A 21,767-nucleotide genomic window follows, 5' to 3' on the forward strand; every position below is an offset into this window, starting at 1 on the left:
TTGGCGCAGCTGCGTGTCGAGCAGGTCGATCAGCACCCGTTCCGGATAGCGGTCGGTCACCGCTGCCAGCCGGGTGCTGCTGGACTGGGCGTTCGGGGAGCGAGGTCTGCACCGGGTGGAGTGGCAGTGCCGAGCGGACAACACCCGCAGCATCGCCGTCGCCGGCCGGCTGGGTATGACGTTGGAAGGTCAACTGCGCCAGGCGTGGCTGAATGGCGGCACCTTCCACGACAAGCACATCTGGGCGATCCTGGCGGCCGAGCACCGGGCGGGGTGAACCTGTCCCGTAGGCGCGACGGTCGAGGGTCCGGGACGCGAAACGCGCGAAGCCTGTCCCTTAGTCGCGACGGTCGCGAGAACGGGACGCGGTCGGGATGTCGTCTTCCAGCCGGTCGCCGAACTGCTCGACCCGGTTCTCCCGCTCGGCGAAGACGGACGCGCCGGGTTTGTTGCCCCACTTCCACTCGTTGAAGAAGATGTTGAGCACGACGGCGCTGATTGCCGCGGAGCTGATGCCGGAGTTCATGATGACCTGGAACCAGTCCGGGAACTTGTCCCAGAAGGTCGGCATGCCGACCGGGATGAGACCGAAGCCGAACGCCACGGAGACGATGACCAGGTTGAGCCCGTTGCCGTAGTCGACGCGCGCGAGGGCGCGGATGCCGCTGGCGGTGACCGAACCGAACAGAATGATGCCGGCGCCGCCGAGCACGGGGAACGGGATGCCCGCGATCACCGCACCGACGACCGGCATCAGGCCGAGCAGCACGAGGACGCCGCCACCTGTCGCGACGGCGAAGCGGCTCTTGATGCCGGTGAGCGCGACCAGCCCGACGTTCTGTGCGAATGCGCTCGCCGGGAAGCTGCCGAAGAACGGCGCCACGGTCGTCGCGGCCATGTCGGCGCGCAGCCCAGCCGCCACTCGCTTGTCGTCGACCTCGGTCCCGACGATCTCGCCGATGGCAAGGATGTCGGCCGTGGTCTCGGTCATGATCACGAAGATCACGATCGTCATCGAGATGATCGCGCCGATCTGGAAGGTCGGTGAGCCGAAGTGCAGGATCTGTGGCAGCGCCACGATGTCCGCGTGCTTCACTCCGGAGAAGTCGGCGCGGCCGGTCACGATGGCGAGGAGGGTGCCGATCGCCATACCGATCAGGATCGACAGCCGGGAGATCGCTCCCTGGAAGAGCCTGCTGATCAGCACGATGATCAGCAGGGTGATGCCGGCGAGCCCGATGTTGCCCGGGTCGCCGAAGTCCTTGGCGCCTGAGTTGCCGCCCATGCACCAGGTGAACGCCGTCGGCAGCAGCGAGGCACCGATCACGGTGATGATCGAGCCGGTCACGACAGCCGGGAAGAAGCGCACCACCTTGGCGAAGTAGGTCGACGCGATGACGCCGATGATGCCGGCGACGATGATGGCGCCGAGCACCGGCCGGACGCCGTCCTTGCTCGCGATCGACACCATGGTCGAGACGCTGGCGAACGAGACGCCCTGCACGATGGGCAGCCGGCTGCCGACGGGGCCGACCCCGAGCGTCTGCAGCAGTGTTGCGAGGCCGCTGATGAACAGACCTGCGGTGACGAGCAGCGCGACGTCCGACGCCTTCAGGTGCGCGGCTCCGCCGATGATGATGGGTGGGGCGATCACTCCGCCATACATGGTCAGGATGTGCTGGGTTCCGTAGACCAGCAGCCGGCCGGGACCGTACATCGTGTCCTCGGGCCGGCCCTGATACTTCGGGTTCGTTTCGCGTCGTAGGAGTTTCACGGCGCCATCCTTCAGTCGGTGCCCGCGTATGACGAGCCTGCTCTCGCAGTGCGGAATCTGAATTTCGGTAGATGAAAGAGTGACACAGGCAACGTGCGGCGTCAACAGGTTGTTGAATCGTGGACCACGAGCCGTTGGTGGCCGCGGCGGGAGGGCGAGTAATACTGAGGAGGTGACAGTTTCCCTCGGTATGCCGAGCGCCCCCGCTCCCGTCCTCGCCCCCCGCCGCACCTCCCGCAAGATCAAGGTCGGGAAGGTCGAGGTCGGCGGAGATGCCCCGATTTCGGTGCAGTCGATGTGCACGACCCCGACCACGGACGTCAATGCGACTCTGCAGCAGATCGCCGAACTCACCGCCGCCGGATGCGACATCGTCCGCGTGGCGTGCCCGAGTCAGGACGACGCCGACGCACTGCCCGCCATTGCGCAGAAGTCACAGATCCCCGTCATCGCCGACATCCACTTCCAGCCGAAGTACGTCTTTGCGGCAATCGACGCGGGCTGTGCTGCGGTCCGCGTCAACCCCGGCAACATCCGCCAGTTCGACGACCAGGTCAAGCAGATCGCCCAGGCGGCCAAGGACGCCGGCGTCTCGATCCGGATCGGCGTCAACGCCGGCTCGCTCGACAAGCGACTGCTGGAGAAGTACGGCAAGCCGACACCGGAGGCGCTCGTGGAATCCGCGGTGTGGGAGGCCAGCCTCTTCGAGGAACACGACTTCCACGACTTCAAGATCTCGGTGAAGCACAACGACCCCGTGGTGATGGTGCGGGCCTACCAGTTGCTCGCCGGACGCGGGGACTGGCCGCTGCACCTCGGAGTGACCGAGGCGGGCCCGGCCTTCCAGGGCACCATCAAGTCCGCGACGGCCTTCGGCGCGTTGCTGTCCCAGGGCATCGGAGACACCATCCGGGTATCGCTGTCGGCCCCCCCGGTCGAAGAGGTGAAGGTCGGCAATCAGATCTTGCAGTCCCTCAACCTGAAACCCCGCAAGCTGGAGATCGTCTCCTGCCCGTCGTGCGGGCGCGCCCAGGTCGACGTCTACACGCTGGCCGACCAGGTGACCGCCGGCCTGGAGGGTATGACGGTGCCGCTGCGCGTCGCCGTGATGGGCTGTGTCGTCAACGGGCCGGGCGAGGCCCGCGAGGCCGACCTGGGTGTTGCCTCGGGCAACGGCAAGGGCCAGATCTTCGTCAAGGGCGAGGTCATCAAGACCGTGCCGGAGTCGGAGATCGTTGAGACCCTCATCGAGGAGGCCATGCGTATCGCCGAGGAGATGGGCGAGCCGATCGACGAGGACTCCGCGGGTAGCCCGAGCGTCACCGTCGGCTGATCCGGCGCGTTCGCCGGCCAGCGGGATGCTGCCGAGCGCTCCGACCGCGTGCCGGTCCGGGGCGGGGGATAGGGTGCCGCCCTGGAAAGGGAGACTTCAGATGACACAGCCGCCGTCGGGTCCGTACGGGCAGCAGCCGGCATACAACCCGCAGCCCTACCCGGGGCAGCAACCGCAACCGCCGTACGGCCAGCAACCCCCATACAACCCGCAGCCCTACCCGGGGCAGCAACGTCCCGGGGAATTCCAGTTCGGCCAGCCCTACGCTTTCCAGAAGCCGACGAAGGTGCCGCTGAGCTCGGGAGCGCGGACGATCGGCTGGCTGACGGCCCTCGCGGCGCTGCTCGCGATCGCCGGCTGTTTCGCACCGTGGGCGACGATCGACCTGGGCATCCTCGGCCACGTGTCGGTGAACGGCTTCGGTCAGGTGTCCGGCGCCGTGCACGAGTCGCCGGACGAGGTGAAGGACGGCGCGGTCGTCATGTCCATGGCGATCATCGTGATCGTGCTCGCTGTGCTGCGCGGCCTCGGCAAGACACCACGCGCGGCGGCTGTCGTCGCGCTCGTGCTCGGTCTGCTCTGCCTGCTGACGACGGGATACGACTTCAACGACATTTCGGGTGATACCAGCGGTGCTCAGGTCGGCTGGGGGCTGTGGCTCGCGCTCGTGGCGAGCATCGTCATGTCGGTGCTCGGGGTCGTCGGCATCGTCAAACGGCGCTGATCCGCGGTGCGCTGCCTCCGGCTGCCACGACCGCGTCGGTCCGGCGCGCTGGTCCGCTTCCTCCGCAGGCGTTCCGCGACCGGCTTGATCGTCGGCTGGCTGGCGCTGCTGGTCAGCTTCGCGCCCAGCCTGCTGCCGCGGCCCTGGTATGTGCAGGCGGTCGCGACCGCCATCTCGGCACTGACCGGGTATGCCGTAGGCGCACTGCTCGGTTCGATCGGTTCTGTCGCGGGTGGCTGGCTCGGTGTGCGGATCGAGATCCGCGACGACCGGCACCGCACCCGAGTGCATCTGGTGCTCTGGGCGCTCGCCGGCCTCATCACGGTCACGCTCTGGTTCGCCGGATTCCGGGGGCGCCGGCACAGCGCCCGTCTGGTCGGGTTGCACGCCCCATCCCTGGGCGGCGATGCGGTGTCGCTGATTGCAGCCCTGCTGCTCACCGGTGTGGTGATGGGCCTGATCTGGACGATCCGCGGAGTCTTCCGGGCGTCCCGGTTCGTGCTCGGCTTCGCGCTTCCTAAACCGGTTGCCGGACTCGTGGCAGTCTGCCTCGTCGCGGTCAGCGGAGCCTGGCTGACTCGCAGCGTGATCGCCGCCCGCGGATTCGAGGCGCTGTCGGCGTCGGCGGCGCACGTCAACAACAGCCCGCCGCAAGGGCTGCACGCGCCGACGTCACGGCTGGTTTCCGGCGGCCCGGGCGCGACGCAGCCCTGGCGGGACCTCGGCCGCGAAGGCGAGATCTATACGGCGCACACCCCGACCGCGGCGCAACTGCGCGCGCTGACCGGCCGGCCCGCCATCCCACCGATCCGGCTGTATGCCGCGCCCGAGACGGGCGCCGTCGACGCGCACGAGCTGGTCGACACCATCGTGCGGGAGATCGACCGCACCGGCGCACTGAACCGCAAGTACCTCAACGTGGTCGGCACTACTGGCAGCGGCTGGGTCGACGAATACAACGTGCGCAGCCTGGAAGCACTGACCGACGGGAACGTCGCGACGATCGCCGTGCAGTATTCCTTCCTGCCGAGCATCGCCCAGTTCCTCACCAACCGGTCCCTGCCCGCGCATGTCGGCGCGGAACTGGTCGAGCGGATCATCCGGCTGGTTGACGCCCGGCCGGCCCCGCATCGCCCGAAGCTGCTGCTGTCCGGTGAGTCGCTCGGCGCGCTGAGCACCGAGTCGGCCTTCACCACCGGCACAGAGGTGCTGGACTCCGTGGACGGAGCGTTGTGGAGCGGCACGCCGAACGCCACACCGCTCTGGCGCAATCTGACTGCCGCGCGCCAGAAGGGCAGCCCGGAGGTCGCACCGGTCATCGACAACGGGGCCAACATCCGCTTCGCCGGGAACCCGCAGCAGATCACCACCGATGCCTACGGCCGGCCGCTGGCCACGTGGGGCTACCCGCGCGTGCTGTTCATGCAACACCCGTCCGATCCGATCGTGTGGTGGGACCCGTCGCTGCTCTACCGGCAGCCGGCGTGGACCCGGGAGCGGGCCGGGTTCGACGTCGACAAGGACCTCTCCTGGTATCCGCTGGTGACCTTCTGGCTGACCACCGTCGACCTGATCTCGGCCAACGACACCGGTGGCGGGCACGGTCACCGGTACCGCGCCGAGCTCGTCAACGGCTGGGCGGCCGTGCTCGGCGTGTCGGTCACGCCCGCCGAGAAGGCGAAGATCGTCGCATCCGTGGAGTCCCTGACGACCTGAGACCGTCCTGAGTCCGGTCGGGCGAATCGTTCGGCTGATTTCGGTGTGCGGCAGGGCGCCGGGTGAAAGGCTGTAGCCGTGTTACGGACGCTGAGCGGAGCGCGGTCCCTCGGGCCCGGCGACTTCTCCGAGGCGTTGGACCTGTGCGCGGTCGATCCGCTGGCCAACGTCTTCGTGGCGGCGCGCCTCCTGGAGGGCGGTCCGGCGTTCGCGGCGGCGCTGCTGGGCGTCGACGAGGGCCGCCGGCTGCGTTCGGTGTGCTGGACCTCGGCGAATGTCGTGCCCATCGGCGCGGACGATGCGGCGCTGGACGCGTTTGCCGGGCGGCTGCGGCGCAAGCGGCGGCGTTGTTCGTCCATCTTCGGCGACGCGGAGCAGGTGCTCGGCCTGTGGGCGCGGCTGGAGCGCCACTGGGGTGACGCCCGTTCGGTGCGGCGGGATCAGCCGATGATGGCGGTCTCCGCGCCGCCGAGCACCGGCTGCGACCCGATCGACGGGCGAGTGCGCCCCGCTCGGCCGGACGAGGTCGACCTGGTGCTGCCCGCCTCGGCTGCGATGTTCACCGAGGAGATCGGCTATCCGCCATACGTCGGCTCCGATCGCGACTACCGGCGGATGGTCAGTGCGCTGATCGGCGCCGGGCACACCTACGTCATCATCGAGGGCGGCCGCGTCGTCTTCAAGGCGGACATCGGCTCCCTCGCTGCCGGAGTTGCCCAATTGCAGGGCGTATGGGTCGCTCCGGACTCTCGCGGTCAGGGGCTGGCGGAGCCGGCCATGCGCGCGGTCGTGCAACACATCCTCGAGACCACCGCGTCGACCGTCACGCTCTACGTCAACAACTACAACGAACCGGCGCTGCGCACCTACCACGCGGCCGGGTTCCGTCAGGTCGGGACGTTCGCCACCGTCATCCTGTGACCGGCTCGTCGTCGATCCACCACTCGGGCGGATCGACGCCGTAACGGCGCGGCGCCGACGGGAAATCGAGCGGCACGCCGTTGGCGAACGCCGGTGGTCGCACGTATTCGATTGTCCCGTATGGCGATCGGGCCGTCGCCGACCACAGCGGGCAGTCGGGTCCGTCGAACTCGAACTCCGGATCGAGCTCCGGCGCCGGATGCGCCAGCAGCCAGTCACCGGTCCGGGCCAGCGCCAGGCGCGCACTCGCGCCGCCCTCGTGCGGGCGACGCGCCAGCAGCCGCATGGCCGTGGTCGCCATCAGATATCCGGTCGCGTGGTCGAGTGCCTGCACGGGCAGCGCGCCGGGCGCGCCGGAGGCGTCCGCGTAGGTGGTGGCGATGCCGCTCACCGCCTGGACAATGCTGTCGAAACCGCGCTGGCCGCCCCACGGGCCAGTGTCACCCCACGCGGACAGCTCGACAACCACCAGGTGGGGATGATCCGACAGCAGGCTGGCTGCGTCGAGGCCGAAGCGGGCGAGCGCACCCGGCCGGTAAGCACTGAGCACGATGTCGGCCGAAGTAGTGAGTTCCCGCGCCCGGCGAAGGTCCTGCGCGGTGGTGAAGTCGAGTTCCGCCGTCCGCTTGGCGAAACCGGTGTCCAGGTGCTGGTCGAGCAGCTCCGGCCGGGCCGGATTGTCGATGCGCAGGACGTCGGCACCGAGTGCTCCGAGGAAGCGGGCGGCGGTCGGCCCGGCGATCACCCGGGTCAGGTCCAGCACTCGAATCCCCTGCAATGGCAGGGAGGCCGACGTTTCGAGCGGGCGTCGCCCTCCGGTCGGCATGCCGAGGCTGATCAGCGGCCGGTCGGCGATGGCGGCCACGTGATGCGGGTGCTCTCGCCATACCTGGGCAGTGCGCACCGCGCCGGCGATGCCGCCGGCGGCGCGCAGGGTCTGCTCCAGTTCGAGCGCCTCCCGCCCCCGGATGGCAGCGGCGAGTTCCTCCCGGCTGGTGGCGTGCAGCTGGCTGCGCAGCACCGCGGCGTGATGCGGGTAGTTGGCGTGCAATCGGATCCAGCCGTCCCTCGTGCGATAGAAACCGGACAGGGCACCCCACGGCTTCACCGGCTCGTCGTCGACCCGGAGCCGGCCGATGGACCCGAACGAGGCAGCCACCAGGCCACTGGACACGAAACACTGCCAAGCTGAATCACGGTAAAAAGCAAGGGAATTGGCGGCCGATGCGGCAGCCGCGACGCTCGCGACCGCGAGACCTTCGACGTCCAGCGGCCCGTCCCAGATGCGGCGCGGGCCGCGGGCCAGCGGGTCGGTGGCCCAGGGCAGCGGCAGGACCGGCCAGGCCGGGGTGTCGGGATCGGTCACGGCCGGCTGACGAGGTCGGGGTAGAGCTCCGCGGCGTACTTCTCGTCGCGGTAGTGCTCGTCCACCGCGGCTGGGTCGTCGCCAGCCCGCCACAACTGCTTGGCGACGTCGGCATACCGCGCGACCGACTCGGGGTGCCAGCTGGCCGGGTCCCACGCCTTCGCGCGCATCAGCGCCTTGGGGCAGTGGTAGAACACCTCCTCGACGTGCACCACGAGCGCGAGCAGCGGCCGGTGACCCTTGACCACGAGGTCGTCGAAGAACGGTCCGTCGGTGACCAGCTGCGCAACACCGTTGACCCGCAACGTGTCCTGGCGACCGGGTATGACGAAGACGAGCCCGACGTGCGGGTTCGCCAGGATGTTGTGGAAGCCGTCCATGCGCTTGTTCCCGGCACGTTCCGGCAGCACCAGCGTGTGCTCGTCGAGGACGTGCCCGATGCCGGCCGGATCGCCCTTCGGTGACACGTCGCACCGGCCGTCCGGAGACGCGGTGCCGACGAACACCAGCGGCGACGCGGCCAGCCAGTCCTTGTCGAGGGGGTGCAGCCGGTCGCGCACCTTGTCCCGGACAGCCGGGTCCGGGACGCCGAAGGCCTCGAGCTGCTCCGTGGACGTCACGGTCGGTAGGTCCCGGTACCCGTCGGGGAACCGGGGGGCGGACACGTCGGGCGAAAGCGTTGCAGCCATGAGTCGACGGTAGCCCTCCAGCGTGTGCCGGTGCGTAGCCTGGGGCCATGGCGCACGACGTGGACCCCTTCGGACGCACTCCGGCCAATCAGCCTCCGCCGCTGACCGGGCACAACACGGTCGACGGAGATGCGGCCCTGCTCAGCGCGATCCGGGCGCAGGGGGGTGCGGCGGCGGGCCGGATCATTGACTCGCTGCAGGAACTCGGGCAGCGTGCCGGCTCGGCCGAGGCACGCGAGCACGGGATGCTCGCCAATCGTCATGAGCCGGTGCTGCGCCCGGTCGACCGCTACGGCGCCCGGCTCGACGAGGTCGACTTCCACCCCAGCTGGCACTGGATGATGCGCCAGGGCATCGGCTTCGGGCTCGCGGGGGCACCGTGGGTCTCGGCGGACCCACTGCCGCACCTGCGGCGCGCCGCGGCATACATCGCGTGGAGCGCGATCGAGCCGGGGCACGGCTGCCCCATGACGATGACGTATGCCGCGGTGCCCGCGCTGCGCGCCGACCCGAGGCTCGCCGACCAGCTCACGCCCGGATTGGCTTCTACCACCTACGATTTCGGGCTACGTCCGCTGGCGCACAAGCGTGGCCTCCTCGCCGGCATGGGCATGACGGAGAAGCAGGGTGGCTCCGATGTGCGCACCAACGTCACCGTCGCGCTGCCGGGTGCCGACGGCAGCTACCGGCTCACCGGGCACAAGTGGTTCACCTCGGCACCGATGAACGACCTGTTCCTGGTGCTCGCGCAGGCGCCGGGTGGCCTGACCTGTTTCGTGGTGCCGCGCGTGCTGCCGGACGGCACCCGCAACGGGTTGCACATCGTGCGGCTGAAGGACAAGCTCGGCAACCGCTCCAACGCGTCCAGTGAGCTGGAGTTCGTCGACACGTTCGCGTCCCGGCTCGGTGACGAGGGCGCGGGCGTGCGCACCATCATCGAGATGGTGGCGGCGACCCGGCTCGACTGCGTGCTCGGCTCGGCGTCCCTGATGCGGCGCAGCGTTGCCGAGGCGGTCTGGCACGCGCAGCACCGCAGCGCCTTCGGCGGTGTGCTCGCCGACAAGCCGGCTATGCGAAATGTGCTGGCAGACCTCGCGGTCGAGTCGGAGGCTGGCGCGGCGCTCGGATTGCGGCTGGCGCGAGCGGCCGACGCGCCCGACGACCCGGGAGAGCGCGCGTTGCGCCGGATTGGGCTGCCACTGGCGAAGTTCTGGGTGTGCAAACGCACCCCGGCGCACGTCGCCGAGGCGCTCGAAGTGCTGGGCGGCAACGGGTATGTCGAGGAGTCCGGCCTGCCGCTGCTCTTCCGCGAGTCGCCGCTCAACTCGGTGTGGGAGGGCAGTGGCAACGTCAACGCACTCGACGTGCTCCGGGTGCTGCAGCGGCAGCCGGAGGGCGTGGACGCATGGCGGGACGAGGTGGAGGCGGCCGGTTCGGCGGATTTGCACGACGGCGTCGTCGAGGTGCTGAAAACCATTGCGAACCTTGCCGACCCGCAGAGTGCGGAGTATGTCGCCCGCTGGCTCGCCGCCCGTATGGCGGTGCTGTTGCAGGCGTCCTTGCTGATCCGGCAGTCACCGCAGGAGGTCGCCGACGCGTTCCTCGTTTCTCGCGTGCTGGGCCAGCACGCCGGGGTGTTCGGGACCCTGCCAGCGGGACTCGACACGGCGGCGATTGTCCGCCGCGCCGCGCCATACCGCGAATGACGGCTTCCTCGGCGAGTGACGGCGCAATTGCACCGTCACTCGCCGAGTCCGCCGTCACTCAGGGTTCGGGCTCGTGCCCGGGTCAGCGGTGCTTCAGTGGTGCCGGTGATGCCGCGGCGGCGTGACGCTGGCGATCGAGCCGTTCTGGCGCAGCAGCACGCGTGACGCCTCCGGTCGGCAGAAGTCCAGCAGGGACGCGAAGGAGTGCGCGCGTGCGTCGAATGACCCGTTCCGCAGCTCCGGCAGGCGCCAGTTCTGCTCGATGAACTTGATGATCGACGCCTGTTCCAGCGGGGCGTGCCCGATGTAGTTGACCTTGCTGTATGGCGAGATGACCACGAACGGCAGGCGCGGTCCGGGCCCGCAGCGGTCGTCCTGGGCGCCGGTGCGGCCGGCCGGCTCCTTGACCTTCTTGCACATCGGCTCGTTGAGGGCTGGATCGTGAGCGCCGGTCAGCACCCGCGAACTCCGGTGGTCGTACCAGCCGTCCGAATCGTCATACGTGACAACGATTGCGGTGCTCTTCCACTCCGGCGACTTCTCGATCGCGTTGATCTCCGTGACGAGGAAGTGCTGCTCGTCGATCGGGTCCGAGTAGCCGGCGTGGCCGTCCTGGTAGGCGGGTGCCTTGAGGAACGATACCGCCGGCATGTCACGGTGCCGCAGCGCCTTGTTGAACCAGCTCAGGTCATACTGGTGGTTCGCCCGGCCGTCCCGCCCGACCTCGGCCAGCGACCTCGGCGCCAGGTGGTGCGGATTCGCCGTAGCCTTGTAGTACTGGAACGGGTCGTGATGCGGGCTGTAGTCGACCGACCGGCCACCGCCGACATTGGCGTGCCCAGCGTCGCACTTGGCGTAGGTTCCCTTGCCCTTGTATGGCGTGGTCGGCGCGAAGCCGCCCTGGAACCAGCCCCACGAGATATGCGCGGCGTCGAGGTCGTCGCCGATGTTCGTGCCGGTCATCGCAGCGAGGTTGTTGGTCGAGGTGTGGTCGTTGTCGGAGCAGTCGTCAAATGCGGGGTCGGTGTCGGTGGTCTTGGTCCCGATGCCCTTGGCATTCGGGTGCGAGACGACCTGGCTGTCGTTCACCCGCGCACCGGTCTTGGAATTGACCGCGTACGCGCCGTACGTCTGGCCGGCGATCAGGTTGAGCGCACCCGGCGTGGACGGCCCGTAGGTCGAGTCGTACATGTTGTCGCTCATCGCATAGTGCTGTGCGTAGTTCCAGAGCCCGGTGACGGTGTTGCCGTCGAAGTAGCCCATTGCCAGACCGGGTGCGCCATACTCGCCGGTGCAGGTGTCGACGCTGGTGTTCTGGACGAACTTGTCGTTCTTGCCGCCGTCCACCGCCTTCTGCTCCGGGTGGTAGGAGTGGTTCTGGTCGCAGGTCACGGCCTCGGCGGGGGAGAGCCGGAAAGGCTTGTAGAGATTGGGGTTCGAGCGGATCAGGCCGGCGCTCTGCTCGGTGTTGGCGCGAGGCGTATGACGTGCCGCCGTGAACTTCGTGCCGTCGGTGTTCGCCGCGTGGGGGTAGGTCCCGAAGTAGTGGTCGAAGGAGACGTTCTCGTCGAACAGCACGACTACGTGCTTGATCGGCGTCGTGGTCCGCGAGTGCGGCGGCCGGTGATGGTGCGCCGGCGTCGCGGCATGTGCCGTCGTCTGCGCTGCAACGGTCGCGCCCGCGGCGAGCAGCACAGCGCTCGCCGATGCGACGGCGAGCAGTGCGGGTTTCTTCTGCACGGTTTTCCTTCCAGGGGGTTTCGGTGGTGCGGTTGTCGCTACGCGAGCAGAGCGCTCCCGTAGAAATCTGTGGTGTCGCGGACGCCCGGCGGTGCGAAGAAGTAGCTGCCGCCGACCGGGGTGATGTAGTCGACCAGCGGCTCGTCCACCAACCGCTTCTGCACCGCGACGAACTGGCGGTCCAGGTCGGCGTTGAAGCCGCCGAACATCAGGCCCATGTCGAGGTTGCCGACCGCGTCCACGCCGGCGTCGTAGGAGTAGCCGCGACGCAGGAACTGTGAGTTCGCGGTCTCCGGGGTGCGCGGATTCGCGACCCGGATGTGACTGTCCAGGGGTATGGCGTTGCCGTTCGGGTCGTTCGAGTAGTTCGGCAGCGACTCCTCGCCGCCGCCGGTCAGTGGTGCGCCCGAGTCCTTGCGCCGGCCGAACATGCGCTCCTGCTCGGAGGTTGAGACCCGGTCCCAGAACTCCACCAGCATCCGGATCCGGCGCATCACGTAATAAGTGCCGCCCGCTGCCCAGGACGGTTCCCCCGCACCGGCCCAGACCAGTTCGCCGACCTGTGCGGCGTTGCCGGTGTCCGGCCCGGCGATGCCGTCCTTGAAGCCGAGCAGGTTGCGCGGGTGACCGGCGGGTTTGGGGGAGGAGGTGAATCCGTCCTGCTTCCAACGGATCTGCATGCCGCCGCGGGTGGCACGGCATACATCACGCAAGGCGTTGGTGACGACGTCGCGCTCGTAACCCTGCAGGGTGAGGAGCAGGTCGCCGCCGCACCAGGCGGGGTCGAGCTGGTCGTTCGGGAAGGTGTCCATCGGGCGCAGCCGGCGCGGCTTCGCATCCGCGAGGCCGAACTTTTCGGTGAACACGCCCGGCCCGAACGCGAGGATCGCCTCGAGCGCGTGGCGTGGCGCGCTCGGCCCGAGGATGCCGCTGCCATCGGTGCCCGCGATGCCGGCGGGTGTCGGCACGCCGCCGCCGATCAGCGCTCGCACGTGCTCGGTGAGGGTGCGCAGCAGGCCGGTCAGCTCGGCCTTGTTCGAGACGAGCAGATCGAACGACACGATGGTCGCCTCGGGCAGCGGGTCGCCGAGCACGGCGGTCTGGTGAGCGCCGTGGAAGGGGAGGATCGGTCGCCATGGGTTGCCGCCACCGGCTTTCCCGATCGGGTGATCTCCCGACACCGGACCGGACGGCAGTTGCGGGTTGGTCGCGGAGGGTGTGGCGTGGGCTGGGCAGGCAGCGAGAGCGGCAGCAGCGCCCGCGCCGCCGGTCGCGAGACCCGCACGGAGGAGCATGGTGCGTCGGCTGAGATTCGGCATTCAGAAAACCCTCGGTTCGAGCATGGCGGGGATGGGCGAGAGCAACTCGGTCAGTTCGGCGACGTCGCCGTCGACGAGTTCGTGTCCCGTGCTGGGCGGCTGGTCCGGAGTCGTGACCTGCCAGCTGGTCTGGGCGGCGACATCGGCTCGGGTCTTCGCGAGCTGTTTGACCACGGCGGCATACCCCGGATATCGCGGTGCGACAAGCGGTTTCAGCCGCCGCAGCAGCTCGGCACTACCCGCGAGCTGGCCGCGTACCTCGGTGAGCTCGTCGTGAGCGCCATAGTCGTTGTGGCCGGTGAGCGTCTGGTTGAGCGAGCCCTCGGTGATCTCGTGCGAGCGCAGCACGACACTGAGCGGGTCGAACTCCGTGCTGCTCAAGGTGGTTTCGAGAGTGTTCAGGTCCTTGGTCAGCTGGTTGCCATACTTCGTCAGCGACGCGAGCGACTGGCCGTGCCAGAGGCCGTATTCGAGGCGCAGCAGGCCGGTCCAGTGCGGGTCGTGCACGCCCTGTGGCCAGGGGTAGGCGTTGCCGTCTATCGCCTCGCCGGTGTCGCCGAACGCCTCGTAGGCGCCGCCGAGCGTGCCCCAGGTGTGGTCGGCGGTCACCAGATCCGCCCGTGCGGCTGCCCGGTCGCCGCGCCGCAAGTCGGTGTTGAGCGTCCGGGCGTTCGCCTGCATGACCTTCAGCCGTCCACCGACCCAGTGCTGGTAGCCGATGACGATCGGCGCCAGCTGCGCGGAGGTCACTGGCAGCACACCCGTGCCGCCGGGAGCCGGCCCGGTGACCCGCACCGTCGGGCCGTCCACCGGGTCGGCGTCGTTGACCGAGCAGATCAGGTGATAGGTCCCCTGGGGCAGCGACGCGGTCAGCACCGCGGACGCGGCCGGTCCGAGCGGGTCGACCTCGGCATACACCTTCCCGGCCGCGTTGGCGAGATAGACCTCCGCGGCGTTGATGTCGGTGTTGTGTACGTCCAGCTGGACGAGCCCGGCCTGCGCGCGCGTCCACCCGGTGCCGCAGGCGCTGCGCGACGCGCTGACCTGGGGGAGCGCGCCCGCGCCCGCGTCGGCGGTCGCGGCAGTGCTGTGCGCCGCCGACGGTGGCGCCGGTGGGGTGGCGCCGGACCCGCATCCGGTCACCGCAAACAGGGTGACCGCCGACAGACCAAGCAGTCCGCTGCCTCGTGATAGCACGCGGCTACCCTACGGATCCGGTATGACGAAACTGTCTGTCACGTAACAATTTTCGGCTATCGTCGGCTGCTGTTCACTGCTACGTTGCCGAACTCCCAGCGTGCTGCCAGGGTTCGACGGTCAGCGGCTGGGCGGAGCGACGAGCGACTCGGCGCAGCGCCCGATATCCTTCGGTGTCCGGGATATCACCCGTCATACCCTCAGAAGGAGCCCGAAGTGGCACTGCGCATGTCGACCTTGTTCCTGCGAACTCTGCGCGAGGACCCGGCCGACGCGGAGCTGCCGGGCCACAAGCTGCTGGTCCGGGCCGGTTACATCCGCCGCGTCGCGCCCGGCATCTACACCTGGCTGCCGCTGGGCATGCAGGTGCTCGCCAAGGTGGAGAACATCGTGCGCGAGGAGATGGTGCGCATCGGCAGCCAGGAGGTGAAGTTCCCGGCGCTGCTGCCGCGCGAGCCCTACGACGCGACGAACCGCTGGACCGAATACGGCGACAACCTCTTCCGGCTCAAGGACCGCAAGGACGCCGACATGCTGCTCGGTCCGACGCACGAGGAGATGTTCTGCCTGACGGTCAAGGACATGTATTCGTCCTACAAGGACCTGCCGCTCGCGCTCTTCCAGATCCAGAACAAGTACCGCGACGAGGCGCGCCCGCGGGCCGGCATCCTGCGCGGCCGCGAGTTCATCATGAAGGATTCCTATTCGTTCGACGTCGACTCAGCCGGGCTGCAGAAGGCGTATGACGCCCACCGCGAGGCCTACATCCGCATCTTCGACCGGCTCGGCTTCGAATACGTGATCGTCAAAGCGGATTCGGGTGCCATGGGCGGGTCGGCGTCCGAGGAGTTCCTGGCGGTCAGCCCGCACGGCGAGGACACCTTCGTGCGTGACGACAGCGGGTATGCCGCCAACGTCGAGGCGGTGGAAGTGCCGCAGGCACCCGAGATGGCGGTCACTGCCGGACCCGCGCACGTCGAGCCGACCCCTGACACCCCGACCATCGACACCCTGGTCGCGGCACTCAACAAGGACCACCCGCGCGCCGATGGCCGCGACTGGACCGCGGCCGACACCCTCAAGAACGTCATCGTGATGCTGGTGCACCCCGACGGCACGCGCGAGCCGCTCGCCGTCGGGCTGCCGGGCGACCGCGAGGTCGACACCAAGCGGCTGGAGGCGAAGGTCGCACCCGCCGAGGTGGAAGCCTTTGAGGAGAAGGACTTTGCGGCGTACCCGATGCTGGCGAAGGGCTACATCGGGCCCGGTGCGTTAGGGGAGAGCACGAGCAGTCACATTAGATACCTGCTCGACCCGTCGGTCGCGATCGGCTCCGCCTGGGTGACGGGCGCGGACGAGCACGGCCACCACGTCATCGATCTGGTGCACGGCCGCGACTTCACCGCGGACGGCACCATCCAGGCCGCCGAGATCCGGGAGGGCGACGCGTCGCCGACCGGGCACGGCACGCTCAAGCTGGCTCGCGGGATCGAGATGGGGCACATCTTCCAGCTCGGCACGAAGTATGCCGAGGCGCTCGGCCTGAAGGTGCTGGACGAGCACGGCAAGCTGGTCACCGTCACCATGGGTTCGTATGGCGTGGGCGTCACCCGCGCCGTCGGCGCCATCGCCGAGGACAACCTCGACGACGCCGGGCTGATCTGGCCGCGGAACGTCGCGCCCGCCGACGTGCACGTGGTCGCGACCGGAAAGGACGAGGAGGTCTTCGTCAAGGCCGAGGAGATCGTCCGAGAGCTCGAATCCGCAGGCGTGGAGGTGCTTTTCGATGACCGCCGCAAGGTGTCGCCGGGCGTGAAGTTCAAGGACTCCGAGCTGATCGGGGTGCCGACGATCCTGGTCGTGGGCAAGGGACTGGCGGACGGTGTGGTCGAGCTGAAGGACCGTCGCTCCGGGGAGCGTCGCGACATACCGCTGGCGGAGGTGGTTGCCGAAGTGACCGCCGAGATCGCCCAGCCGGCTCGCACGTTGTGACTGTCCGGGCGGTCATCTTCGACTGGGGCGGCACGCTGACGCCTTGGCACGACATCGATTTCGACGCCGAGGCGATGTCGTATGCCGCGGCATACGGAGACCCGTCGCTGGCCGGCCGGCTGCTCGACGCGACGGCGGTTGCCTGGGGGCGGGCTCGCGAGCACCATACGAGCGCCCGGCTGGCGGAGATCCTGACTGACGCCGGCGCCGACCTCGCCAGCGAGCAGCACCGGGCCGGTTTGGCCGCCTACCGCGACTACTGGGAGCCGCACACGTTCGCCGACCCGCAGGTGCGGCAGACGTGGGAGGGCTTGCGGGAGAGCGGGATTCGCGTCGGCGTGCTGTCCAACACGATCTGGGAGCGCGACTATCATCGCGGCCTGTTCGAGCGTGACGGGCTGCTCGACTTGATCGATGGTGACGTCTATTCGAGCGAGATCGCGTGGGCGAAGCCACACGCGGAGGCGTTCCGCGCTGCGGCCGCGGCGGTGGATGTCGATCCGGCTGAGTGCGTGTATGTCGGGGACCGCCTCTTCGAGGACGTGCACGGCCCGCAGCAGGTCGGCATGCGCGCGATCTGGATCCCGCACTCGGTGCTGCCGGAGGCGCAGGTCGTGCCCACCGAGGCCACGCCGGATGCCGTCGCGCACGAGTTGCTCGACGTGCTGCACGTCGTCAGGGGCTGGGCCGGCTGACTGGTCAGTCGTCGGGCCAGGTGACGTATTGGTGTCCGGAGGGGTTGGCGAGACTGCTTAGCTGCCACCTGGTCGACCTGGTCGCTGAGCGATTGCGGCTGATCGCGGCGAGGGCCTGGGAAATTCCGTCGTCGCCTGATGCGAGCTCGGCGCCTATCAGCTGACCAGCTTGTGGTCGACGAGCAGCCGGTGCACGGCTTCGCGCACCAGGTCGCTCTGCCTCCGGCCGGTTGCGGCCTCGAGCTTCTTGAACGCGGCGTAGTCGGCGTCGCTGATCCGTGCGCGGACGGTGGGCGACGGGCCGGCCTTCGGCGAGCCGACACGTGGCCGGCCGCGCGGCACGCTCATCGCGGCGGCGATCGCTTCGTCCGATCCGTACTCGCGCAGCAGGAAAGCGTGGCCGTCGGCGGCGGCCGCGTCGCCTGTCTTGACTTGGCCGGCGCTGCGCACCGGGTAGTCGGGGTCGGTCAGACGCGCCTCAAGGGCGTCGTAGTCGATCTCGGTGCTCATGATTTCAGGTGCTCCTCTCGATAACGGCGGTATTCGGCACTGAGCGGCTGCGCGTGGAAGATCACAGCCTCCCGGCCCGGGTGGTCCGGGTACTCGTGCACCAGGATCTCGATCTCCTCGGTCGGCGACGCCTGCGCGTGCCGTGGACCGATGAACAACTTGATGTGTCCTTCCTCTCGTGGCTCGTCCGCGAGCACGTCGTCGTACGTCGAATTCAAGATCACGTATATCGCGTTTCGGCGCGACACCCCGTGCTTGTGCGACTGCGCCAGCGAGCCGGCCATCGATACGGGAGCAAGTGATTCCGGTGCGCTCTCGAGTCTTCCCAGGGGGCAGTCGCGGTGTAGCGTCTTAGTAATTGGTTGTTGTCGCCAGGGCGTCACTATCGCCACGGCGCCGTATGTCAACAGGGGGCATACGCTTCTGTGAGCACCTTCCCGAATTGATCTGCGACGAGGTGGGATTTGCTGAGTATGAAGGGGGTTACCAGGGCGGCAGCGGTTGCTCTCGTCATTCCACTCGTGGCTGCGTGCGATTCACAGATAAACGCTCCGTTGACCGCGCGCATCTGTGGAACGAAAATCTATTCACCTGCAACCGGCTCATCCCCGTGGCTGGTGGACCTATCCAAACATCCGCAACCCGTGGTGATGGGCCCGCTCTCTTACACTTGGTTGCGACTGTCCACATCATGCGACGAGGGCGTCTCCATTCCACCCTCTCGATTCACCGGAGTACACGTCGAAGATTCAATCAAGACCGCCAATGGTGACTACATCGCCATCCAAATCAGCTCCGGGGGCAGCAAGAAAATAAAAGGCTTCTACGTGCCGGTCAAGCGGGCGACCGACACGATATCCGTGAAAATTTCGGCGCCAACATTCTAAGAGGAGGAGTACGAAACATGAGAGCCGAGGAATTCCCTGGAATTGCCTGATCGATCAGCACCTTACGAGGCGCTCCGACCGTCCCCGTGCGAACCTTCCCGACGGCTGCCACCAGCAGCGCATGCTCCGTCGCCACCAATGCGCCCACGGGTGCGTCGGTGATGACCTCACCGGTGGGCAGGGCAGCTCACCGCGCGCTACGGACAGGTCGAGGGTCACTTGCTGGACCTCTACGCGGATCAGAGATTCCTCGGCACCCAGAAGGCACACGAGGTGATCGAGGTGTTCGACGCGGTCAAATCCAGCAAGGACACGACCTTGCGGGAGCCGCGTAGGTGTGGGCGTTCATGTTGATGCGGACGGCGCGACAAAGTTTCGCAGCGACTGTTGTCTCCGGTGTTATGGCACTCCTGTGAGCGAAGTTCCCACAGGATTCGATTCGCCCGCTGATCACCTCCTGCTACGTGTGCTGGCGGTGCTGCTCGTGGTCCTGAGCAGGCGCAGCCATGGCCGTCCGGGTGGTGGATGCTGACTGAGCCGAAATCTGGCGCGAGCGCGTGTATGCCGGAGGCCACCTCCTTGAGCACGTGCGAGCGGTCGCGCCGAGTCGACATGCGGGCGATCCGGAGCCCGCGCCGCACCTGCACTGGTTACAGTGACCTCATGCCACGTCCTGACGCCTCGCAACGACTCGCGGAAAGCAAGCCGAAGGACGGACCGTCCCGGGGTTTGATCGCTGGCATCATCGCCACCGTCCTCGTCGTGATCGTCGTCGTGGCGGTGTTCGTGACTCAGGCGAACAAGAGCGGCGCCTATTCCGGGCCGGTGCCCAAAGGCGGCACCAGTAATGCAAAGGGGCTGCAGGCCCATCCGGACGTGAAGCTGCAGGCAGGGGCACCGACCGTGGACATCTACGAGGACTTCCAGTGCCCGATCTGCGGGGATCTGGAGAAGACGAATGGTGCGCAGATCCTGGCCGACGCGAAGGCCGGCAAGATCAAGTTGGTCTGGCATCTGATGACCTTCATCGAAGACAACCTGCAGAATGCACCCGCGTCGACCATTGCCGCGAACGGGCTCTACTGCGCAGCGGACGCGGGCGAGGCGGCGGCGTACCACAAGGCGACCTTTGCCGGACAGCGCTCGGAAGACGAGGAAAAGGACGGCAACACCTACACCCTCGCCGACCTCAAGAAGTACGGGCAGCAGGCGGGCATCACCGGTGCCGCGCTGACCAAGTTCAACACCTGCGTCGACGACCGCAGCTATGCGAAGTATGTCAAGGCGACGATGACCAACGCCGGCAAGGCGCGCGTCAACACCACGCCGACGGTGTTCATCAACGGCAAGCAGGTGAAACCGGGGTCCGCCGACTACGGCACCCTGCTGCAGACCCCGAACAGCTTCAACAGCATTCTGGCGAAATACGCCAAGTGACCTGCGAGTTCACGACCACGGAGTTCGGTGACGAACGAGGAACACCTGTTGCTCTGTTCCAGCGCCGAGTGGGACGAGGCCGTGCGCAGGTGGATCATCCCCTGGGTGCTCGACGGCGTCGACCTGGGCGATGACGTGCTCGAAGTCGGCCCCGGCCAGGGACTGACCACCGACGTGCTCCGCACGCTCGTGCCCCGGCTCACTGCGGTCGAGGTGCACCCGCAGCTCGCCGAAGCCCTGGCGGCGCGACTGGCCGGCACGAACGTCGAGGTGCTGTGCGCCGACGCGACCCGGACCGCGCTGCCGGCCGGCCGTTTCTCCGGCGCCATGTGCCTGACGATGCTGCACCACGGCGACAGTACGTTCCGGTCGATCCCGAGCACTTCGCCGAGCGGCTGACAGCAGCAGGCTTCGGCGCGGTGGACGTCATCACCAACGACTACGCCGTCCGGTTCCGCGCCAGCAAGGTGCCGGAGTAGGGAATCGCCGCACCGACAGAGACGTCGTTTACGCTGTCGGGCGTGACAGAGCAGATCGACTCGGGGTCCTCGAGCGTCGTCGCCCGCACCCGCTGGCAGCAACACCCCGCAATGGAGTGGATCGGGCTGGCCGCACGGCTGATCCTCGGCATCACCTACCTGGTTGCCGGCATCCTCAAGGCGCGTGAGCTGTCCCTGACCCAGATGGACACCCGGGCGTTCCAAATCCTGCCCTACGACCTGGCCAACATCTGGGGCGCGGTCATGCCGTTCGTGGAGATCCTCTTCGGGCTGCTGCTGATCGCCGGGCTGATGACCCGGATGACCGCCATCCTGGGCGGCCTGCTGATGATCGCCTTCATCATCGGGATCAGCTCCGTGTGGGCGCGCGGCATCGTCATACAGTGCGGATGCTTCGGCAACAACGGCAAGCTGCCGACGACTGCGGCATACAAATGGGACCTCCTGCGCGACGTCGGGCTGCTGATCTGCGCGGCCTGGCTGGTCAGCTGGCCGCGTAGCCGGTTCAGCGCCGACAAGGCGCTGTGGGGCTGACAATCCGGTCCCGGATGGGAACCGGCGTCAACCGCTGGTCGTTTCAAGTTCAACAAATTCCTAGCTAAGGTGACTCCATGCCACGCCCTGATGCCTCGCAGAAACTCGCGGCCAGCAAGCCGAAGGACGGACCCTCCAAGGGCCTGATCGGCGGCGTGATCGCCGCGATCCTGGTCGTCGCGATCGTCGTCGGTGTCTTCGTGACGCAGGCGAACAAGAGTGGCGCTTATTCCGGACCGGTGCCCAAGGGCGGGACCAGCGATGCGAAGGGCCTGCGGGCCTATCCGGGGGTGAAGCTGCAGGCGGGGGCGCCGACGGTGGATCTCTATGAGGACTTCCAGTGCCCGATCTGCAATGACCTGGAGAAGGCGAACGGCGAGCAGATCCTGGCCGACGCGAAGGCCGGGAAGATCAAGCTGGTGTGGCACCTGATGACGTTCCTGGAGGACAACTTCCAGAACGCACCTGCCTCCACCATCGCGGCGAACGGGCTCTACTGTGCGGCCGACGAGGGGGAGGCGGCGGCCTACCACAAGGCGAATTTCGCCGGGCAGCGCCCGGAGTCGGAAGAGGAGAAGGGTGACAGCTACACCCTCGCGGACATCAAGAAATATGGACAGCAGGCGGGCATCACCGGTGCCGCGCTGACCAAGTTCAACACCTGCGTCGACGACCGCAGCTATGCGAAGTATGTCAAGGCGACGATGACCAACGCCGGCAAGGCGGG

Annotated in this window: 20 protein-coding genes and 1 pseudogene; 13 read left to right on the forward strand and 8 right to left on the reverse strand. The window is 68.0% G+C overall.

Going from position 1 to position 21,767, the window contains the following annotated elements:
- Positions 1–70 precede the first annotated feature (70 nt).
- A pseudogene (locus tag EFY87_RS07615) lies at positions 71–277 on the forward strand (GNAT family N-acetyltransferase); the annotation flags it as partial.
- Positions 278–337: 60 nt separating this feature from the next.
- On the opposite strand, the gene EFY87_RS07620 reads toward EFY87_RS07615, so the two are convergent.
- The gene (locus EFY87_RS07620) at positions 338–1,774 is read right to left on the reverse strand and encodes a nucleobase:cation symporter-2 family protein (RefSeq protein ID WP_220093552.1); all 1,437 of its coding nucleotides are present in this window, start codon (positions 1,772–1,774) and stop codon (positions 338–340) included.
- 172 nt (positions 1,775–1,946) lie between these two features.
- Between EFY87_RS07620 and ispG the strand changes: the two genes are divergently transcribed.
- The 4 genes from ispG to EFY87_RS07640 all read left to right on the forward strand — a co-directional run bounded on the left by ispG (position 1,947) and on the right by EFY87_RS07640 (position 6,468).
- A complete protein-coding gene (gene ispG, locus EFY87_RS07625) occupies positions 1,947–3,107 on the forward strand; it encodes a flavodoxin-dependent (E)-4-hydroxy-3-methylbut-2-enyl-diphosphate synthase (protein WP_123270870.1) in 1,161 nt (386 codons plus the stop codon).
- A 100-nt stretch (positions 3,108–3,207) separates the two neighbouring features.
- Positions 3,208–3,831, forward strand: a complete 624-nt coding sequence (locus tag EFY87_RS07630; RefSeq protein ID WP_123270871.1) for a hypothetical protein — start codon at positions 3,208–3,210, stop codon at positions 3,829–3,831.
- Between the two features lie 84 nt (positions 3,832–3,915).
- Complete coding sequence (locus tag EFY87_RS07635) at positions 3,916–5,547, forward strand: alpha/beta-hydrolase family protein (protein ID WP_158607542.1); 1,632 nt, start codon at positions 3,916–3,918, stop codon at positions 5,545–5,547.
- Positions 5,548–5,625: 78 nt separating this feature from the next.
- Positions 5,626–6,468, forward strand: a complete 843-nt coding sequence (locus EFY87_RS07640) for a GNAT family N-acetyltransferase (RefSeq protein ID WP_181445464.1) — start codon at positions 5,626–5,628, stop codon at positions 6,466–6,468.
- On the opposite strand, the gene EFY87_RS07645 is transcribed toward EFY87_RS07640, so the two are convergent.
- On the reverse strand, positions 6,458–7,834 hold the full coding sequence (locus EFY87_RS07645; protein ID WP_245988528.1) for a CoA transferase: 1,377 nt from the start codon (positions 7,832–7,834) through the stop codon (positions 6,458–6,460). The two genes, EFY87_RS07640 and EFY87_RS07645, sit on opposite strands and share 11 nt — an antisense overlap.
- A complete protein-coding gene (locus EFY87_RS07650) occupies positions 7,831–8,523 on the reverse strand; it encodes an MSMEG_1061 family FMN-dependent PPOX-type flavoprotein (protein ID WP_123270873.1) in 693 nt (230 codons plus the stop codon). The genes EFY87_RS07645 and EFY87_RS07650 overlap by 4 nt, the downstream gene beginning before the upstream one ends.
- A gap of 47 nt (positions 8,524–8,570) precedes the next feature.
- Between EFY87_RS07650 and EFY87_RS07655 the strand changes: the two genes are divergently transcribed.
- Positions 8,571–10,229, forward strand: coding sequence for an acyl-CoA dehydrogenase family protein (locus tag EFY87_RS07655; RefSeq protein ID WP_123270874.1), 1,659 nt, complete (start codon positions 8,571–8,573; stop codon positions 10,227–10,229).
- 93 nt (positions 10,230–10,322) lie between these two features.
- Here the strand turns inward: EFY87_RS07655 and EFY87_RS07660 are convergent, their stop codons facing one another.
- Genes EFY87_RS07660 through EFY87_RS07670 form a run of 3 tightly spaced genes read right to left on the reverse strand, consistent with a single transcriptional unit; the run spans position 10,323 to position 14,485 of the window.
- Complete coding sequence (locus EFY87_RS07660; protein WP_220093553.1) at positions 10,323–11,969, reverse strand: phospholipase C; 1,647 nt, start codon at positions 11,967–11,969, stop codon at positions 10,323–10,325.
- A 38-nt stretch (positions 11,970–12,007) separates the two neighbouring features.
- Positions 12,008–13,288 (reverse strand): Dyp-type peroxidase, encoded by a 1,281-nt coding sequence (locus EFY87_RS07665; protein WP_123270875.1) that lies wholly within the window; start codon positions 13,286–13,288, stop codon positions 12,008–12,010.
- Entirely contained in the window at positions 13,289–14,485 is a 1,197-nt protein-coding gene (locus tag EFY87_RS07670; protein ID WP_123270876.1) for an EfeM/EfeO family lipoprotein, read from the reverse strand.
- Between the two features lie 216 nt (positions 14,486–14,701).
- On the opposite strand from EFY87_RS07670, the gene EFY87_RS07675 reads away from it, so the two are divergent.
- Together EFY87_RS07675 and EFY87_RS07680 are read left to right on the forward strand one after the other, a co-directional pair.
- Positions 14,702–16,477, forward strand: a complete 1,776-nt coding sequence (locus tag EFY87_RS07675) for a proline--tRNA ligase (protein ID WP_220093554.1) — start codon at positions 14,702–14,704, stop codon at positions 16,475–16,477.
- A complete protein-coding gene (locus tag EFY87_RS07680) occupies positions 16,474–17,172 on the forward strand; it encodes an HAD family hydrolase (RefSeq protein WP_123270878.1) in 699 nt (232 codons plus the stop codon). The genes EFY87_RS07675 and EFY87_RS07680 overlap by 4 nt, the downstream gene beginning before the upstream one ends.
- 156 nt (positions 17,173–17,328) lie before the next feature.
- Here the strand turns inward: EFY87_RS07680 and EFY87_RS07685 are convergent, their stop codons facing one another.
- Both EFY87_RS07685 and EFY87_RS07690 read right to left on the reverse strand, forming a co-directional pair.
- Positions 17,329–17,682, reverse strand: a complete 354-nt coding sequence (locus EFY87_RS07685; protein ID WP_123270879.1) for a hypothetical protein — start codon at positions 17,680–17,682, stop codon at positions 17,329–17,331.
- Complete coding sequence (locus EFY87_RS07690; RefSeq protein WP_148043282.1) at positions 17,679–17,906, reverse strand: hypothetical protein; 228 nt, start codon at positions 17,904–17,906, stop codon at positions 17,679–17,681. The genes EFY87_RS07685 and EFY87_RS07690 overlap by 4 nt, the downstream gene beginning before the upstream one ends.
- 330 nt (positions 17,907–18,236) lie before the next feature.
- Here EFY87_RS07690 and EFY87_RS19990 point away from each other — a divergent pair, with 330 nt between their 5' ends.
- The 5 genes from EFY87_RS19990 to EFY87_RS07710 form a co-directional block, all read left to right on the forward strand.
- Positions 18,237–18,569 (forward strand): hypothetical protein, encoded by a 333-nt coding sequence (locus EFY87_RS19990; protein ID WP_148043283.1) that lies wholly within the window; start codon positions 18,237–18,239, stop codon positions 18,567–18,569.
- Between the two features lie 729 nt (positions 18,570–19,298).
- The gene (locus EFY87_RS07695) at positions 19,299–20,006 is read left to right on the forward strand and encodes a DsbA family protein (RefSeq protein ID WP_158607543.1); all 708 of its coding nucleotides are present in this window, start codon (positions 19,299–19,301) and stop codon (positions 20,004–20,006) included.
- Positions 20,007–20,033: 27 nt separating this feature from the next.
- On the forward strand, positions 20,034–20,405 hold the full coding sequence (locus EFY87_RS07700; RefSeq protein ID WP_220093555.1) for a class I SAM-dependent methyltransferase: 372 nt from the start codon (positions 20,034–20,036) through the stop codon (positions 20,403–20,405).
- Positions 20,406–20,527: 122 nt separating this feature from the next.
- On the forward strand, positions 20,528–21,040 hold the full coding sequence (locus EFY87_RS07705) for a DoxX family protein (RefSeq protein ID WP_220093556.1): 513 nt from the start codon (positions 20,528–20,530) through the stop codon (positions 21,038–21,040).
- A gap of 77 nt (positions 21,041–21,117) precedes the next feature.
- Positions 21,118–21,767, forward strand: a 650-nt coding sequence (locus EFY87_RS07710; protein WP_123270882.1) for a DsbA family protein, incomplete at its 3' end; no start/stop codon positions are given.

It is taken from the genome of Flexivirga caeni, assembly GCF_003724155.1.
Taxonomy (GTDB): Bacteria; Actinomycetota; Actinomycetes; order Actinomycetales; family Dermatophilaceae; genus Flexivirga; species Flexivirga caeni.

Excerpts from the sequence above, each read along its gene's own strand:
- EFY87_RS07650 (WP_123270873.1), bottom strand. The coding sequence starts at position 8,523 with ATGGCTGCAACGCTTTCGCCCGACGTGTCCGCCCCCCGGTTCCCCGAC.
- EFY87_RS07665 (WP_123270875.1), bottom strand. The coding sequence starts at position 13,288 with ATGCCGAATCTCAGCCGACGCACCATGCTCCTCCGTGCGGGTCTCGCG.
- EFY87_RS07655 (WP_123270874.1), top strand. The coding sequence starts at position 8,571 with ATGGCGCACGACGTGGACCCCTTCGGACGCACTCCGGCCAATCAGCCT.
- EFY87_RS07630 (WP_123270871.1), top strand. The coding sequence starts at position 3,208 with ATGACACAGCCGCCGTCGGGTCCGTACGGGCAGCAGCCGGCATACAAC.
- EFY87_RS07685 (WP_123270879.1), bottom strand. The coding sequence starts at position 17,682 with ATGAGCACCGAGATCGACTACGACGCCCTTGAGGCGCGTCTGACCGAC.